Origin of the sequence: Streptomyces sp. NBC_01571 (assembly GCF_026339875.1) — a bacterium.
GTDB lineage: Bacteria > Actinomycetota > Actinomycetes > Streptomycetales > Streptomycetaceae > Streptomyces.
In genome coordinates this window covers 6748327-6765487 of the sequence record NZ_JAPEPZ010000001.1, presented here as the reverse complement: position 1 = coordinate 6765487, position 17161 = coordinate 6748327, and the positions used below count along the sequence as shown (strand labels likewise).

The 17161-nt window shown below is 69.6% G+C and carries 15 protein-coding genes; 9 read left to right on the top strand and 6 right to left on the bottom strand.

Translation table 11 applies throughout. The features are described from left to right. The first annotated feature begins 57 nt into the window (after positions 1-57). From OHB41_RS30630 to OHB41_RS30605, 6 genes are all read left to right on the top strand, one after another. Positions 58-795 (top strand): response regulator transcription factor, encoded by a 738-nt coding sequence (locus OHB41_RS30630; protein ID WP_054236710.1) that lies wholly within the window; start codon positions 58-60, stop codon positions 793-795. 40 nt (positions 796-835) lie between these two features. After that, positions 836-1936, top strand: coding sequence for a HAMP domain-containing sensor histidine kinase (locus tag OHB41_RS30625; RefSeq protein WP_266701322.1), 1101 nt, complete (start codon positions 836-838; stop codon positions 1934-1936). A gap of 282 nt (positions 1937-2218) precedes the next feature. Next, the gene (locus OHB41_RS30620; RefSeq protein WP_266701321.1) at positions 2219-6022 is read left to right on the top strand and encodes a multifunctional oxoglutarate decarboxylase/oxoglutarate dehydrogenase thiamine pyrophosphate-binding subunit/dihydrolipoyllysine-residue succinyltransferase subunit; all 3804 of its coding nucleotides are present in this window, start codon (positions 2219-2221) and stop codon (positions 6020-6022) included. 107 nt (positions 6023-6129) lie between these two features. After that, the gene (locus OHB41_RS30615; protein WP_007266501.1) at positions 6130-6315 is read left to right on the top strand and encodes a DUF6104 family protein; all 186 of its coding nucleotides are present in this window, start codon (positions 6130-6132) and stop codon (positions 6313-6315) included. 622 nt (positions 6316-6937) lie between these two features. Further along, positions 6938-7846, top strand: a complete 909-nt coding sequence (locus tag OHB41_RS30610) for a DUF4097 family beta strand repeat-containing protein (RefSeq protein ID WP_266701320.1) — start codon at positions 6938-6940, stop codon at positions 7844-7846. Between the two features lies 1 nt (position 7847). Beyond that, positions 7848-8936 carry a PadR family transcriptional regulator gene (locus OHB41_RS30605; RefSeq protein WP_266701319.1) on the top strand — a complete coding sequence of 363 codons (1089 nt, stop codon included), beginning with the start codon at positions 7848-7850 and terminating at the stop codon, positions 8934-8936. 85 nt (positions 8937-9021) lie between these two features. Here OHB41_RS30605 and OHB41_RS30600 read toward each other — a convergent pair whose 3' ends face one another. The 4 genes from OHB41_RS30600 to OHB41_RS30585 form a co-directional block, all read right to left on the bottom strand. Beyond that, positions 9022-9588 carry a Clp protease N-terminal domain-containing protein gene (locus OHB41_RS30600; protein ID WP_266701318.1) on the bottom strand — a complete coding sequence of 189 codons (567 nt, stop codon included), beginning with the start codon at positions 9586-9588 and terminating at the stop codon, positions 9022-9024. Continuing rightward, positions 9588-9797, bottom strand: a complete 210-nt coding sequence (locus tag OHB41_RS30595; protein WP_148010429.1) for a helix-turn-helix domain-containing protein — start codon at positions 9795-9797, stop codon at positions 9588-9590. Before OHB41_RS30595 ends, OHB41_RS30600 begins: the two co-directional genes overlap by 1 nt. A 134-nt stretch (positions 9798-9931) precedes the next feature. Beyond that, on the bottom strand, positions 9932-10897 hold the full coding sequence (locus tag OHB41_RS30590; protein WP_266701317.1) for a zinc-binding dehydrogenase: 966 nt from the start codon (positions 10895-10897) through the stop codon (positions 9932-9934). Positions 10898-11178: 281 nt separating this feature from the next. After that, positions 11179-12426: an NAD(P)-dependent malic enzyme gene (locus tag OHB41_RS30585; RefSeq protein WP_266701316.1), complete on the bottom strand. Its 1248-nt coding sequence runs from the start codon at positions 12424-12426 to the stop codon at positions 11179-11181. Between the two features lie 541 nt (positions 12427-12967). On the opposite strand from OHB41_RS30585, the gene OHB41_RS30580 reads away from it, so the two are divergent. Genes OHB41_RS30580 through OHB41_RS30570 form a run of 3 tightly spaced genes read left to right on the top strand, consistent with a single transcriptional unit; the run spans position 12968 to position 15679 of the window. Next, a complete protein-coding gene (locus OHB41_RS30580) occupies positions 12968-13933 on the top strand; it encodes an ABC transporter substrate-binding protein (RefSeq protein ID WP_266701315.1) in 966 nt (321 codons plus the stop codon). Positions 13934-13964: 31 nt separating this feature from the next. Then, entirely contained in the window at positions 13965-14894 is a 930-nt protein-coding gene (locus tag OHB41_RS30575; RefSeq protein ID WP_266701314.1) for an amino acid ABC transporter permease, read from the top strand. Further along, entirely contained in the window at positions 14891-15679 is a 789-nt protein-coding gene (locus OHB41_RS30570) for an amino acid ABC transporter ATP-binding protein (protein WP_323138412.1), read from the top strand. The genes OHB41_RS30575 and OHB41_RS30570 overlap by 4 nt, the downstream gene beginning before the upstream one ends. A 113-nt stretch (positions 15680-15792) precedes the next feature. Here the strand turns inward: OHB41_RS30570 and OHB41_RS30565 are convergent, their stop codons facing one another. Together OHB41_RS30565 and OHB41_RS30560 are read right to left on the bottom strand one after the other, a co-directional pair. Beyond that, complete coding sequence (locus OHB41_RS30565; RefSeq protein WP_266701313.1) at positions 15793-16149, bottom strand: hypothetical protein; 357 nt, start codon at positions 16147-16149, stop codon at positions 15793-15795. A gap of 199 nt (positions 16150-16348) precedes the next feature. Beyond that, complete coding sequence (locus OHB41_RS30560) at positions 16349-17137, bottom strand: class I SAM-dependent methyltransferase (RefSeq protein ID WP_266701312.1); 789 nt, start codon at positions 17135-17137, stop codon at positions 16349-16351. Positions 17138-17161: the final 24 nt, after the last annotated feature.

The following is a 17161-nucleotide window of genomic DNA, read 5'->3' as shown; positions in this document are numbered from 1 at the left end:
AAGCGCAGTCATGGGATCACCCCACGGATTCCGGAAAGCACACATCAGGGGCGGGCGATGGAGCAGACCCACACATCCCACAACGGCACGGCGGCGACGCCGGGCGCTCAGCGCCGGGTGCTGGTGGTCGAGGACGACCCGACGATCGTCGACGCCATCGCGGCCCGTCTGCGAGCCGAAGGGTTCCTCGTGCAAACCGCGGGCGACGGACCGGCCGCCGTCGACACCGCGGAGGCCTGGCAGCCGGACCTGCTGATCCTCGACATCATGCTGCCCGGCTTCGACGGCCTGGAGGTGTGCCGACGGGTCCAGGCCCAGCGTCCGGTACCGGTGCTGATGCTCACCGCGCGCGACGACGAGACCGACATGCTGGTCGGTCTCGGCGTGGGCGCCGACGACTACATGACGAAGCCGTTCTCGATGCGGGAGCTGGCCGCGCGCGTGCACGTCCTGCTGCGCCGGGTCGAGCGGGCCGTGGTGGCGGCCTCGACGCCGCGCAGCGGCATCCTGCGCCTCGGCGAGCTGGAGATCGACCACGCTCAGCGCCGGGTGCGGGTGCGTTCGGAGGACGTGCACCTCACCCCCACCGAGTTCGACCTGCTGGTCTGCCTCGCCAACACGCCGCGCGCGGTACTCTCCCGCGAGCAGTTGCTGGCCGAGGTCTGGGACTGGGCGGACGCCTCGGGAACCCGGACCGTGGACAGCCACATCAAGGCGCTGCGCCGGAAGATCGGCGCCGAGCGGATCCGCACCGTGCACGGTGTGGGCTATGCGCTGGAGACCCCGACTCCCTGAGCGGGGCCCGCGCGAGGACCTGTCTGAGGGGGCTGATCTCATGAGCGGACCGGGAGAGCGCGGGAACGCCGGGCCCTGGGGCTCCGTGCGCCCCTTCTCGATCAAGACGAAGCTGGGCACGCTGGTCGTGGTCTCGGTCTTCATCACCACCGGTCTGCTGATGATCGCGGTGCGCACCGAGACGGAACTGCGCTTCATCACGGTCTTCTCGATGATCGCCACCCTCCTGATAACGCAGTTCGTGGCGCATTCGCTCACCGCGCCGCTGGACGAGATGAACACGGTCGCCCGGTCCATCTCGCACGGCGACTACACGCGCCGGGTCAGCGACAGCCGCCGCGACGAGCTGGGCGACCTGGCCCAGACGATCAACCTCATGGCCGACGAGCTGGAGGCCCAGGACCGCCAGCGCAAGGAACTCGTGGCGAATGTCTCGCACGAGCTGCGCACCCCCATCGCGGCCCTGCGCGCGGTCCTGGAGAACGTCGTGGACGGCGTCTCCGCCGCCGACCCCGAGACGATGCGTACGGCCCTGAAGCAGACGGAGCGGCTGGGCCGGCTGGTCGAGACGCTGCTGGACCTCTCCCGGCTGGACAACGGCGTCGTACCGCTGCGGAAGCGGCGTTTCGAGGTGTGGCCGTACCTGTCGGGCGTACTGAAGGAGGCCAACATGGTCGCCTCCGCGCGCGGGGGACTCGCCTCGGGCTCCGGCAGCCACACCCGTACCGACGTCCACCTGCACCTCGACGTCTCCCCGCCGGAACTGACCGCGCACGCCGACCCGGAGCGGATCCACCAGGTCGTCGCCAATCTCATCGACAACGCGGTCAAGCACAGCCCGCCGCACGGCCGGGTCACCGTCAAGGCCCGCCGGGGCGACCTCCCCGAGTCGCTGGCCCTGGAGGTCCTGGACGAGGGCCCCGGTATTCCGCAGTCGGAGTGGCACCGCGTCTTCGAGCGGTTCAACCGCGGCGGGGTGCCGTCGCCGCACGGGCCCGGCAGCGACGGCGGTACGGGCCTGGGGCTCGCCATCGCCCGCTGGGCGGTCGATCTGCACGGCGGCCGGATCGGCGTGGCCGAATCCCAGCGGGGCTGCCGGATCCAGGTCACCCTTCCGGGCCTCCCCTCTCTGCCAAGTTGACGTAAAGTTCGAACCGGAGCCACAAGATCCATCCGTGTCCGGCGCTCGTGGACACGTGTGATCAGGCAGAGGGCTGCGTGAGTCGTGCCGCGACCCCGGATCGACGTACCCATTCCGGTCCGGAACCTCGCTTGTTTCCCGCCATTTCCCTCACCGAAACACGCTTTCCGATGTGACTTGCGCGACGTTGGACGGGCCCGGCCTGACCTTCCCGTCCAGGGAGGCGTAGCCTTTATTTCCGCTGTCCATCACCTTGTGAAGCGGAAGAGGGCGGTTGCCGCCGTGTCGCCACAGTCCCCCAGTAACTCGAGCATCTCGACCGAAGACCAAGCCGGGAAGAACCCCGCGGCTGCGTTCGGTCCCAATGAGTGGCTCGTCGACGAGATCTATCAGCAGTACCTCCAGGACCCGAATTCTGTAGACCGAGCCTGGTGGGACTTCTTCGCCGACTACAAGCCAGGGGCTCCGGCCGCCTCGGCTCCGGCGGGTACTGCGGCCGCGGGGGCCGCAGGGACCACCACGACGGCTGTGTCCGCGCCTGCCGCGCCGGCAGCCCCTGCGGCGCCCCAGGCACCGGCCCAGGCCGCTCCGGCGGCTCCTGCGGCCCCGGCGCCCGCTCCGGCCGCCGCGCCGAAGCCCGCCGCCGCGGCCCCGGCTCCCGCGAAGGCCGCTCCGGCCGCCGCGAAGCCGCCGGCCGCGCCCGCGACCGAGGCCCCTGCCGGTCCCGAGTTCGTGACGCTGCGCGGCCCCGCCGCCGCGGTCGCGAAGAACATGAACGCCTCGATCGAGGTGCCCACGGCCACGTCCGTGCGCGCGGTCCCGGTGAAGCTGCTCTTCGACAACCGCATCGTCATCAACAACCACCTGAAGCGCGCCCGGGGCGGGAAGATCTCCTTCACCCACCTCATCGGCTACGCGATGGTGCAGGCCATCAAGGCCATGCCGTCCATGAACCACTCCTTCGCGGAGAAGGACGGCAAGCCGACCCTGGTCAAGCCGGAGCACGTCAACTTCGGTCTCGCCATCGACCTGGTGAAGCCGAACGGTGACCGCCAGCTCGTCGTCGCCGGCATCAAGAAGGCCGAGACGCTGAACTTCTTCGAGTTCTGGCAGGCCTACGAGGACATCGTCCGCCGCGCCCGCGACGGCAAGCTGACGATGGACGACTTCACCGGCGTCACGGTCTCCCTGACCAACCCCGGCGGCCTCGGCACCGTCCACTCGGTCCCCCGCCTGATGCCCGGCCAGTCGGTCATCATGGGCGTCGGCTCCATGGACTACCCGGCGGAGTTCCAGGGCACCTCCCAGGACACCCTGAACAAGCTCGGCATCTCGAAGGTCATGACGCTCACGTCGACCTACGACCACCGGGTGATCCAGGGCGCCGCCTCCGGCGAGTTCCTCCGCATCGTCGCCAACCTCCTCCTCGGCGAGAACGGCTTCTTCGACGAGATCTTCGAGGCGCTGCGCATCCCCTACGAGCCGGTCCGCTGGCTCAAGGACATCGACGCCAGCCACGACGACGACGTCACCAAGGCCGCCCGCGTCTTCGAGCTGATCCACTCCTACCGGGTCCGCGGCCACGTCATGGCCGACACCGACCCGCTGGAGTACCGCCAGCGCAAGCACCCCGACCTCGACATCACCGAGCACGGCCTCACCCTGTGGGACCTGGAGCGCGAGTTCGCGGTCGGCGGCTTCTCCGGCAAGTCGATGATGAAGCTGCGCGACATCCTCGGCGTGCTGCGCGACTCGTACTGCCGCACCACCGGCATCGAGTTCATGCACATCCAGGACCCGAAGCAGCGCAAGTGGATCCAGGACCGTGTCGAGCGCCCGCACTCCAAGCCGGAGCGCGAGGAGCAGCTGCGCATCCTGCGCCGGCTGAACGCGGCCGAGGCCTTCGAGACCTTCCTGCAGACGAAGTACGTCGGCCAGAAGCGCTTCTCCCTGGAGGGCGGCGAGTCCGTCATCCCGCTCCTCGACGCCGTCATCGACAGCGCCGCGGAGTCCCGCCTGGACGAGGTCGTCATCGGCATGGCCCACCGCGGCCGGCTGAACGTCCTCGCCAACATCGTCGGCAAGTCGTACGCGCAGATCTTCCGCGAGTTCGAGGGCAACCTCGACCCGAAGTCGATGCACGGCTCCGGCGACGTGAAGTACCACCTGGGCGCCCAGGGCACCTTCACCGGCCTGGACGGCGAGCAGATCAAGGTCTCGCTGGCCGCGAACCCCTCCCACCTGGAGACGGTCGACCCGGTCATCGAGGGCATCGCCCGCGCCAAGCAGGACATCATCAACAAGGGCGGCACGGACTTCACGGTCCTGCCGGTCGCCCTGCACGGTGACGCGGCCTTCGCGGGCCAGGGTGTCGTCGCCGAGACGCTCAACATGTCGCAGCTGCGCGGCTACCGCACCGGCGGCACGGTGCACATCGTCATCAACAACCAGGTCGGCTTCACGGCCGCCCCGGAGTCGTCGCGCTCCTCCATGTACGCCACCGACGTGGCCCGCATGATCGAGGCGCCGATCTTCCACGTGAACGGCGACGACCCCGAGGCCGTCGTCCGCGTCGCTCGCCTGGCCTTCGAGTTCCGCCAGGCGTTCAACAAGGACGTCGTCATCGACCTCATCTGCTACCGCCGCCGCGGGCACAACGAGTCCGACAACCCGGCGTTCACGCAGCCGCTGATGTACGACCTGATCGACAAGAAGCGCTCGGTGCGCAAGCTCTACACCGAGTCCCTGATCGGCCGCGGCGACATCACCCTCGAAGAGGCCGAGCAGGCGCTGCAGGACTTCCAGGGCCAGCTGGAGAAGGTCTTCACCGAGGTCCGCGAGGCCGTCTCGCAGGGAGCGGAGGTGCAGATCTCGGACCCGCAGGCGCAGTTCCCGGTCGCCGTGCAGACCGCGGTCTCCCAGGAGGTCGTCAAGCGGATCGCCGAGTCCCAGGTCAACATCCCCGACAACGTCACCGTCCACCCGCGTCTGCTGCCGCAGCTGCAGCGCCGGGCGGCGATGATCGAGGACGGCACGATCGACTGGGGCATGGGCGAGACCCTCGCCATCGGCTCCCTCCTCCTGGAGGGCACCCCGGTCCGGCTGTCGGGCCAGGACTCCCGCCGCGGCACCTTCGGCCAGCGCCACGCGGTCCTGATCGACCGGGTCACGGGCGAGGACTTCACCCCGCTCCAGTACCTCTCCGACGACCAGGCCCGCTACAACGTCTACGACTCGCTGCTCTCCGAGTACGCGGTCATGGGCTTCGAGTACGGCTACTCGCTGGCCCGCCCGGACGCCCTCGTGATGTGGGAGGCGCAGTTCGGCGACTTCGTCAACGGCGCGCAGACGGTCGTGGACGAGTACATCTCGGCCGCCGAGCAGAAGTGGGGCCAGACGTCCGGCGTCACCCTGCTCCTGCCGCACGGCTACGAGGGCCAGGGCCCGGACCACTCCTCGGCCCGCATCGAGCGCTTCCTCCAGCTGTGTGCCCAGAACAACATGACGGTCGCCCAGCCGACGCTCCCGTCGAACTACTTCCACCTCCTGCGGTGGCAGGTGCACAACCCGCACCACAAGCCGCTGGTGGTCTTCACCCCGAAGTCGATGCTGCGCCTCAAGGCCGCCGCCTCGAAGGCGGAGGAGTTCACCACGGGCGCCTTCCGTCCGGTCATCGGCGACGACTCGGTCGAGGCCGCGGCGGTCCGCAGGGTCGTGTTCTGCGCCGGCAAGCTGTACTACGACCTCGAGGCCGAGCGGCAGAAGCGCGGCGTCACGGACACGGCGATCATCCGCATCGAGCGCCTGTACCCCCTCGCGGGTGCGGAGCTCCAGGCGGAGATCGCCAAGTACCCGAACGCCGAGAAGTACCTGTGGGCCCAGGAGGAGCCGGCGAACCAGGGCGCGTGGCCCTTCATCGCCCTCAACCTGATCGACCACCTCGACCTGGCCGTCGGCGCCGACATCCCGGGCGCCGAGCGGCTGCGCCGCATCTCCCGCCCGGCCGGGTCTTCCCCGGCCGTGGGCTCGGCGAAGCGGCACCAGGCCGAGCAGGAGCAGCTGGTGCGTGAGGTGTTCGAGGCCTAGGTCTCGGACCCGGCGTCCCGTACGTCGTCGCGGGCCCGGCTCCCTCTCGGGGGCCGGGCCCGCGGCATCTCCCTTCCCTTTCCCTTTCACCGACCGGAGCACCGCCCATGTACTTCACCGACCGTGGCATCGAGGAGCTGGAGAAGCGGCGCGGCGAGGAGGAGGTCACCTTCGAGTGGCTCGCCGAGCAGCTGCGCACGTTCGTCGACCTCAACCCGGACTTCGAGGTACCGGTGGAGCGGCTGGCGACGTGGCTGGCACGGCTGGACGACGAGGACGAGGACGACGAGTAGATCCCGTCGCGTCCGGCCGTGCGTGACGGCCTCCTTCCCGCCCTTCGGTCGAGGGCGCGCCGCGGGTCGTACGTGATCCCGAGCGCGTCGTCGGCGACCCCGTCACGAGAGTCCGGCCGCGGTCCCGCGGCGGCGCGTGCCCCCAGCCCTCAGTAGGCGAAGCCCACGGCGAGGACCGTGGGGCATCCGGCCGAGGCCCACCCGGCCGATGCCCACCCGGCCGTGGCCCATCCGGCCGTGGCCCATCCGGCCGACACCCTGTGACGGATTCGGCGGCGTACGGCCAGGGCCCGCCCTCGGGACCTGCCGCTCCGCTCGGCGTCCACCGGGTGACCCCGCATCTCCGCGTCCCCGCACCTCCGCGCCCGCATACCCGCTGTCGCATTCCCGCGGTCGCGCCCCGCGGCGCTTCACCATGCCCCGCGCTCCCCTCGCCACTCCCCCTGTCCCACCGTGTCTCCGCGTCTCCCCGCATCCCGCGTCCCCCGCATCCCGCATCTCACCGAAACAGGTGTCTTGACTTTCCGTATCCGCGATATATCGTGAATGACGGAAGACGCGATATGGCGCGTCGATTCCGTGTCCGAGCCCGTCCGGGACCGGTCGTCTGGAGGTCTGCACCATGTCCGAGTGGTCCGTCGCAGAGCCGGGGAAGCTCACCTTCGACGACCCCGTGACGGCGCTGCACGTGCGCGTCGTCAACGGAACAGTGAACGTCGTGGGCACCGACGAGGGTTCCGCGAGGCTCCAGGTCTCCCAGCTGGAGGGGCCCCCGCTTCAGGTGACCCAGCGGGACGGCACGCTCACCGTGGCGTACGAGGACCTGCCCTGGAAGGGCTTCCTCAAGTGGCTCGACAGCAAGGGCTGGCGCCGCAGCGCGGTGGTCTCGCTCGCCGTCCCGGCGGGCACGCATGTCGAGGTGGGCGTGGTCGGCGCCGCCGCCGTGGTCTCCGGCGTGGAGGGCCGGGTGGAGGTCAAGGGCGTCACCGGCGACACGACACTCGTACGCCTCTCCGGCCCCGTCCGGGTGGACACCGTCTCCGGCAGCCTGGAGGCCCAGGCCGTCACGGGCGACCTCCGCTTCAACTCCGTCTCCGGCGACCTGACCGTGGTCGAGGCCTCGGGCTCCTCCGTGCGTGCCGACTCGGTGAGCGGTTCGATGATCGTCGACCTCGACCCCACGGGCACCCCCACCGACGTGCGCCTGACGAACGTCTCGGGCGAGATCGCCATCCGTCTCCCGCACCCGGCGGACGCCGACGTGGAGGCAAACACCGCGAGCGGCACCGTCTCCAGCGCCTTCGAGGACCTCCGGGTGACCGGCCAGTGGGGCGCCAAGAAGATCACCGGCCGGCTGGGCGCGGGCAACGGCAAGCTGAGGGCGGTGACCGCCTCCGGCTCCATCGCCCTGCTCCGCAGGCCACCGGCGGAGGACGAGCCGCGCGAGCCGGACCTGTCACCGTCCGCGCACGCGAAGGACAGCTCGCCCGACGACTCCACGGACGGCCCGACCGACAAGAAGGTGCTCTGAGATGCCTCCCGTCTTCGCCCACGGCCGTCTGCGCCTCTACCTGCTGAAGCTGCTGGACGAGGCCCCGCGACACGGATACGAGGTGATCCGCCTCCTGGAGGAGCGCTTCCAGGGGCTGTACGCGCCCTCGGCGGGCACCGTCTATCCGCGGCTCTCCAAGCTGGAGGCCGAGGGACTGGTCACCCACACCACCGAGGGCGGCCGCAAGGTGTACGCGATCACCGACGCGGGCCGCGCCGAACTGGCCGACCGCAGCGGCGAACTGGCCGATCTGGAGCTGGAGATCCGCGAGTCGGTCGCGGAGCTCGCCGCGGAGATCCGCGCCGACGTGCGGGGCGCCGCGGGCGATCTGCGCCGCGAGATGCGGGCGGCGGCCACGGAAGCCCGGCGCGGCAACGGCCACGCCGGCGACGCCACGGAGCATGAAGGCCCCGCGGGCGGCTTCGGGGACTTCGGGGACCACCGCGACAAGGAGTCGTGGCGGGTCGCGAAGGAGGAGATGCGGCGCGTCAAGCAGGAGTGGAAGGAGCAGGCCCGGCGCGCGAAGGACGAGAGCCGGCGGGCCCGCGACGAGGCCCAGCGGGCCCGCCGCCAGGCCAAGGAGGCACAGGAGAGGGTCCGCGCGCAGGCCCAGGAAGAGATGCAGCGCATGGCCAAGCGGGTCCAGGACCAGGTCCAGGACCACTTCGCGCGTGGGGACTGGCCGACGGGGGTCCGCGAGGGCCTCACCGAACTCGCCAAGGAGTTCGGTGACTTCGGCAAGACCTTCGGGGGTGAGTTCGGCAAGTCCTTCGGAAAGGACACCGGCCGCCCGAGCACGGCGGAATCCGGCTCGGCGCGCGCTCCGGAACCCGACTACTCGGCCACCCCGGACGACTTCCCGGCCGGCTACGAACCCTCCTGGGCCCACGAGAGCTCCACCGGCGACCCCGCCCGCGACCTCGACCGCCTCCTCGACCGGTTCCGCGACGACATCCGCGACGCGGCCCGGGACCACGGGGTGACGGAGGACCAGCTCCTCGCGACCCGCCGTCACCTGTCGGCGGCGGCGGCACACATCGCGGCCGCGTTGCGGACACCGAAGAGCTGACCGGCGGTGGCGCCCGGGGATCTCCCGGACAGTCCGGGATGCCCGAGTTCCGGCCGGGGGACCACGGAGGTCCCCCGCAGCCGCCTCAGCCCGCCTTGGCCTCCCCGCCGCCGTAGAGCACACGGGTCACCGTCTCGTACGTGACCCCGTGATCGGCGAGCACCTCCGCGAGCACACCGGGCCGGACGGTCAGGGCCATCAGCAGATGCTCGTCACCGATGTGCCGGTCCTGGCGGGCGAGCGCCAGGCGAAGCGACTGCGTCAGCGTCTCCTTGGCCCCGTGGGTGAACGGCCGGCGTCCGGACCGCCGGCCGGCTCCGCCCCGCTTCCCCGTCTCCAACGCCCCGACCCCATGGGCCTCTTCCACCCGGGAGACGATCTCCGAGACGTCGATGCCGAGCCCGGACAGCGCCTCCGTCTCGGCGCGGGAGAGCCCACCCCGTCGACGCGTCTCGGCAAGCGCCCGTTCCACCGAGCCGCGGCGTTCGGCCGCGCCGAGCGAAGCGAGCGCGAACGAGCCGCGGCTGCCCTCCCGGTCCAGCAGGGCGAGGAGCATGTGCTCCTCGTCCACCGCCTCGGCTCCCGCCCGCTCGGAGTACCCCACCGCGCCCTCGACCACGGCCCGGGCATCCTTCGTGAAACGCTCGAACATCACTGCCTCCCGTACTTCTTGTGCACGGCCTGCCTGCTCACTCCGAGTTCCGCGGCGATCTCCTGCCACGACCAGCCCTGATGGCGCGCGCTGCGCACCTGTACCGCCTCCAGCTGCTCCAGCAGCCTCCGCAGCGCGGAGACCGCCCGCAGCCCGATCCGCGGATCGCGGTCACCCGCACGCTCGGCGAGATCCGTTGCTTCGGTCATGACGTCAACCTACATTGACAGACGCCTTCCGTCAATCAAAGTTGACACCCGTATGCGGAACGGCGGACCCGGAGACTCCCGGGCCCGCCGCGGCCACCACGTTCCTGCACCCGGTCCACCCGGCCGGGTGGACCTCAGCCCACCGTGAGAACGATCTTCCCGAACTGATCACCCGCCGCGATCCGCTCGAACCCCTCCCGGGCCCGATCGAGCGGCAGCACCTCGTCGATGACGGGCCGCACCCCGGTGGCGGCACAGAAGGACAGCAGATCCTCCAGCTCGTCCCTGGTGCCCATCGTGGAGCCGACGACCTTGAGCTCCAGGAAGAAGATCCGGGTCAGCTCGGCGTGCGCGGGACGGTCCCCGCTCGTCGCGCCCGAGATCACCAGCGTGCCGCCGGGCCGCAGCGACTTGATGCTGTGCGACCACGTGGCCGCGCCCACCGTCTCGATGACGGCGTCCACCCGCTGCGGCAGCCGCGCGCCGGACTCCAGCGCCTCCACGGCCCCGAGTTCGACGGCCCGCTTGCGCCTGGCCTCGTCACGGCTCGTCGCGAAGACCCTCAGCCCGGCGGCCTTACCGAGCACGATCGCGGCGGTCGCGACACCCCCGCCGGCCCCCTGCACGAGGACCGAGTCGCCCGGCCGCACCCCGGCGTTGGTGAAGAGCATGCGGTACGCCGTCAGCCACGCCGTCGGCAGGCAGGCGGCCTCCTCGAACGAGAGCTCCTTGGGCTTCGGGAGGACGTTCCACGCCGGAACCGCGACCTGCTCGGCGAAGGTTCCCTGGTAGCGCTCGGTGAGGATCGACCGGGGCTCCTCGGGGCCGACCCCGTGCCCCGTCTGCCCGATGACGGAGTGAAGGACGACCTCGTTGCCGTCCTCGTCGACGCCGGCCGCGTCGCAACCGAGGATCATCGGCAGCTTGTCCTCGGCGAGGCCCACTCCCCGGAGGGACCAGAGGTCGTGGTGGTTCAGGGACGCGGCCCTGACGTTCACGGTCGTCCAGCCGGGCCTCTGCTCGGGGGCCGGGCGCTCCCCCAACTCCAGGCCGTTGAGCGGCTGGTCACGGTCAATGCGAGCGGCGTAGGCAGCGAACATGACCTTGACGATAGGCTCCGCCCCCGCGCCGCGGAACCACGTCCCGCTGTGACACGCGTCCCGCCCGTCCCGCGGCCCACCTCACACCCGTACCGGATCGCCCCGAGAACCATCCGTACGGCCCAGTGCCCGGGCAAAGGAAGAGGCCCCGCCGGGGGCACAACCCGGCGAGGCCACAGAATCCGCTCTCGAACGGCACCGAAACGCGTGAAGCCGCCCTCGAACCACGCTCACGCGGCTCGCGAACCGCTCACGAGCGAAACGGTGCCGAACCGCTCACCTCACCGGCGCGCGACCCCTTCGGCCCGGGCGGCCGCGGCCACCGCCGCGGTCACCGCGGGCGCCACCCGCTCGTCGAACGGCGAGGGGATGACGTAGTCGGCGGCGAGGTCGTCCCCGACGACCGCGGCCAGCGCGTCGGCCGCCGCGATCTTCATTCCCTCCGTGATCCGGGACGCCCGCACCTGCAGCGCCCCGGCGAAGATGCCGGGGAACGCCAGCACGTTGTTGATCTGGTTCGGGAAGTCGGACCGCCCGGTGGCGACCACCGCCGCGTACTTGTGGGCGATCTCCGGATGCACCTCCGGGTTCGGGTTGGCCATGGCGAACACGAACGAGCCCTCGGCCATGGAAGCCACCGCCGGCTCCGGAACCGTGCCGCCGGAGACACCGATGAAGACGTCCGCACCCGCGAGCGCCGCTTCCAGCGAGCCGGAGAGCCCCGCCTTGTTGCTGATCGCGGCGAGCTCCCGCTTGACGTCCGTGAGGTCGTCCCGGTCGGACGACACGACGCCCTTGCGGTCCGCGACGGCCACGTCGCCGATGCCGGCCTCCAGCAGGAACTTGGCGATGGCGATCCCGGCCGCACCGGCGCCGGAGATCACCGCACGCAGCTCGCCGAGCGAGCGCCCGGTCAGCTTCGCGGCGTTCCGCAGGGCCGCCAGCGTCACCACGGCCGTCCCGTGCTGGTCGTCGTGGAAGACGGGAATGTCCAGCCGCTCCTGGAGCTTCCGCTCGATCTCGAAGCACCGCGGCGCCGAGATGTCCTCCAGGTTGACTCCGCCGAAGGACGGCGCGAGACGGGCCACGGTCTCGACGATCTCGTCGACGCCCGTGCAGTCCAGCGCGATCGGCACGGCGTCCACCCCGCCGAACTGCTTGAACAGGATCGCCTTGCCCTCCATCACGGGGAGCGAGGCCTCCGGGCCGATGTCGCCGAGGCCGAGCACGGCCGTGCCGTCCGTCACCACCGCGACCACGGACGACTTCCACGTGTAGTCGTGGACCAGTTCGGGCTGCTCGGCGATGGCGCTGCACACCTTCGCGACGCCGGGTGTGTACGCCAGGGACAGGTCGTCCTTGTTCCGCACGGGCACGGTGGCCTGCACGGCCATCTTTCCGCCACGGTGCAGCGCGAACGCCGGGTCGAAGGCCAGCGAGTCCACGGAGCCGTCGGAATTCACCGGCTCCACGTCGCCTTCGGGACCCGTACTGCTGTCGCTGCGAGGATTGACGATCTCCGCTGCCACTTTGTTTTACCCCTTAAGTCTTCATTGATTGAGGGTGACCACTCCTGGTTGAGGGGTGGGCGGGCACCGCGTATGCCCTGCCGCCGTGGTTGCGTACGGGCGGATACGCGACGGGCGCGCCGCACACGCGCCCTGAGCCCCGGATGAGGGGTGTAAAGAACCTTCTTACCGGACGGACTGTGCCGAGGACGAGCCCATAACGCGAAGCTCACACGCCGGTGACATGACTCATACCCGAATATGTGGACAAGTCCAGGATTTGACGTCATGTCGTCGCAAGCGCGGAGTCGTGGCGGTCCGCATCCGGAGGTGCACCGAAGATCTTCCGGCCGAAAGGGAGGATTCCCGCACAGGATCCGGCCCGACCCGGGCACCCAGTGTTGGTCCGGGGGTCACCCGTTATCCGATTTTGACATAGCGAGTCCTCTGAAGGGCGCAATCCGAATGGCAAGATGCCGTCATCACACGAGGTCGCGACACCCAAAGGTGTGTGTTCTCGTCGACCCATCGGCAACTCCCTCATCCGCCGGAGGCACCCACCATGACCGCAAGCACCACCCGTCGTACGACGGCCGCGCAGTCCCGGATAGCAGCGGTCGGTGCGATCGCGGTCGCCGGGGCCCTGGTTCTCACCGGCTGCGGTGACCAGACGGACAAGAGCAGCGACAGCAGCAGCTCGGACACGTCGTCGTCCTCGGCGCCGCTCGCCGGCAAGCTCCCCAAGGACATCCGGGACGCGGGCGTCATCAAGGTCGGCTCCGACATCGCCTATCCGCCGGTCGAGTACATGCAGGGCGGCAAGGCCGTCGGCATCGACCCCGACATCGCGGACGCCCTGGGCAAGCAGCTGGGCGTCAAGGTCGACTTCCAGAACGGCAAGTTCGCGCAGCTCATCGTCGGTCTGCAGGCCAAGCGGTTCAACGTGATCATGTCCGCGATGAATGACACGAAGGACCGGCAGAACGGCATCGACTCGGACACCGGTAAGAAGGTCGGCAACGGCATCGACTTCGTCGACTACTTCACCGCCGGCACATCGATCCTCGTCCAGAAGGGCAACCCCAAGGGCATCAAGTCCCTGGACGACCTGTGCGGCAAGGTCGTGGCCCTGCAGCAGGGCACCACGTCCGAGGGCATCGCCAAGGCGCAGAGCACGAAGTGCAAGAAGGACGGCAAGAAGGCCATCACGCTGCAGACCTTCGACACCGACCCCGAGGCTCTGCTCCGTCTCAAGCAGGGCGCGTCCGTCGCCGACCTGAACGACTTCCCGGTCGCGGCCTACAACGCGAAGACCTCCGGTGGCGGCAAGGACTTCGAGGTCGTCGGCGACCAGATCGAGGCCGGCCCGTACGGCATCGGCATCAGCAAGGAGAGCACCCAGCTCCGCGACGCCCTCCAGGCCGCCCTGGACGCGATCATCAAGAACGGCGAATACACGAAGATCATGGAGAAGTGGAACGTCACGGACGGCGCCGTGACCTCGTCGAAGATCAACGGCGGCTCCTGACGGCCCGGCGCAACACTGAAGGGCAGTCACTGTGACTGACACTGTCGACAAGACTCCGGCGTCCTCACTGCCGCCGGAGCAGATCAAGGCCATCCCGGTGCGCCACTACGGCCGCTGGGTGGCCGGCGCGGCGGTCATCGCCGTGCTGGTGCTGATCGGGATCGCGTTCTCCAACGCGAACATCAACTACGGCATCATCCCGGACTACCTGACGGACGGGACCATCCTGTCCGGCGTCTGGCACACGCTGTACATCTCCGTGCTCGCCATGGTGGTCGGACTCGTCCTCGGCGTGATCCTCGCCGTGATGCGGATGTCGTCGAACCCGGTCACCAGCACCGTGGGCTGGTTCTACGTCTGGTTCTTCCGCGGCACCCCGGTGCTGGTGCAACTGCTCCTCTGGTACAACATCTCGCTGGTGTTCCCCATCCTCAACCTGGGGTTCTACAAGGACGAGATGAACCAGGTGATGACCCCGTTCCTGGCCGCCCTGCTCGGTCTCGGCCTCAACGAGGCCGCGTACATGTCGGAGATCGTCCGGGCCGGCATCCAGTCCGTGGACGAGGGTCAGACGGAGGCGTCGCACGCCCTGGGCATGACCCAGGGCAAGACACTGCGGCGGATCGTCCTCCCGCAGGCGATGCGGGTGATCGTCCCGCCCACCGGCAACGAGTTCATCAACATGCTGAAGACGTCGTCGCTCGCCTACGCCGTGCAGTTCAACGAACTCATCAAACGGGCCCAGGACATCTCCAGCACCTCACTGGCGGTCGTCGAGATGTTCCTTGTGGCATCCATTTGGTACTTGATCCTGACCAGCGTCTTCAGTGTCTTCCAGTACTACCTGGAGCGCCGTTACGCCCGCGGTTCGTCGCGCAACCTGCCGCCGACACCGCTGCAGCGCCTCAGGAAGAACCTCCGTCAGTTCGGTTCGTTCCGCCGCCCGGAGGTGGCCCGATGAGTGACCTCAGCAAGAGCACAAGCGGTCGGCCGATGGTCAAGGCCGAGGGCGTGCACAAGTCCTTCGGGCTCGCGCACATCCTCAAGGGCATCGACCTGGAGGTGAATCCGCGTGAGGTGTTCTGTCTGATCGGCCCGTCCGGCTCCGGCAAGTCGACCTTCCTGCGGTGCATCAACCACCTGGAGAAGATCAGCGCCGGCCGGCTGTCGGTCGATGGCCAGCTCGTCGGCTACCGCCAGAAGGGCGACAAGCTCTACGAGCTGAAAGAGCGTGAGGTGGCGGCCCAGCGGCGGGACATCGGCATGGTGTTCCAGCGCTTCAACCTCTTCCCGCACATGACGGCGCTGGAGAACGTCATGGAGGCGCCCCTTCAGGTCAAGGGCGAGAGCAAGGCCGTTGCCCGGGAGCGCGCACAGCGGCTGCTGGACCGGGTCGGTCTGGGTGACCGGACCGGCCACTACCCCGCACAGCTCTCCGGCGGTCAGCAGCAGCGCGTCGCCATCGCCCGTGCGCTGGCGATGGAGCCCAAGCTGATGCTCTTCGACGAGCCGACGTCCGCGCTCGACCCGGAACTCGTCGGCGAGGTCCTCGACGTCATGCGGGACCTCGCGGAGGACGGCATGACGATGATCGTCGTCACCCACGAGATGGGTTTCGCCCGCGAGGTCGGCGACTCGCTGGTCTTCATGGACGACGGTGTGGTGGTCGAGTCCGGCCACCCGCGGGAGGTGCTGACGAACCCTCAGCACGACCGCACCAAGTCGTTCCTGTCGAAGGTGCTGTAGCGCGCCGCAGGGCAATGGGTGAAACACAGGGGCCTGTCATGTCGCTCGACATGACAGGCCCCTTGGTCCTACGTCTTCACACCTCGTGAGACTTCACGATGCCGTGAAGGGCGTCAGTCCACCCAGCGGTTGTTCCACCTGCCGTTGTAGTACACCTGCCACCCCGACTTCACCATCTCCGATCCCCGGGCGCAGAAATCGGTCCGGCTGGTTCCCCGCGTGACGGAAGGGCCGTAGTTGATGCCCGATCCGCCGAGAGCCGCGCACTTCGCCATCGCCCGGGTCGGACGGGCACAGCGGTTGAGCGTGACGTCGATCTTGTAGGCGTCCTGGCTCCCGGAATGGACGACGTTGCCGTACACGTCTTCCGCGCAGGCCGGATCGGCCGAAGCCGGAGCCGCCGTCAACGGAACGATCGCCGCGGCCGCGAAAAGAGCAGGCACCACGGCGGCGAATACCTTGCTGCGCACTGATTTCCCCCTTCATCCGTCGCGCGCCCGCCCGGGTGGTCGAATCCAGGCCTTCGAGCACACGACGAGCAGTGGACAGATGTTCGAATCGATCGCTCGAAACGATATCCGGAGCATCAGACCGCGGGCCACGCCTCGGACCTGCCGAAATCGCGTGCTTTGGTGGCGGCAGGCACGATCGCCCCCGCCTTCGAGTGCCCTACTTGACCGCCAGCACCAGCGCGTCCGAAGGCGAGCGCCACACCGTCCGTGCCTCCGCGAAGCCCTTCTCGCGCAGCACGCGCGCGTGCCAGTCGGCGGACGGGGTGTCGCCGTCGGCGTGCTCGCCGTAGATCTCGAAGCGGCGGGCGGTCGGGGCGGCGAGGACCGGGTCCTGGGCGGCCAGTTCCCACCACGCGGCCCAGTCGAGCACACCGCCCTCCTTGGCCCGGTCCATCCGGGCGTGCCGCTGCGCGCGCTCGGCCGCGTTGATCAGGGGCGTGGACTCGTCGATCATGTGGTCGGCGTTCATGAAGACCCCGCCGGCGCGGACGATCCCCGCGATCCGGCCGTAGAGGGCCGCGAGGGGGTCGCTGTGCAGCCAGTGCAGGGCCGTGGCCGTCAGCACGGCGTCGTAGGACTCGTACGGCAGCCGGGTCGTCCAGTGCGGGTCCTTGAGGTCGGCCGTGACGAAGGAGACCCGGTCGTCGCCCGCGAAGGTGCCCTCGGCGATGGTGAGCAGCGCGGGGTCGAGGTCGACGCCGGTGCTGGTGGCCCGCGGGAGCCGGGCGAGGAGCCGGGCGGTGATGGTGCCGGTGCCGCAGGCGAGGTCGAGGACGCGCGGCGCGGGGCCGACCAGGGCCTCGACCATGTCGAGCATCACCCGGAAGCGCTCCTCGCGGTCCGGCATGTACCACTCCTGCTGCCGGTCCCAGCTCTCCTGCCAGGCCTGCCAGTCGGTTCCGGTGCCGTGCGTCACGGTGTGGTCGGTTCCGGTGCTGACGGTCATGGAAGCCCCTTCTTCACTCGTCTT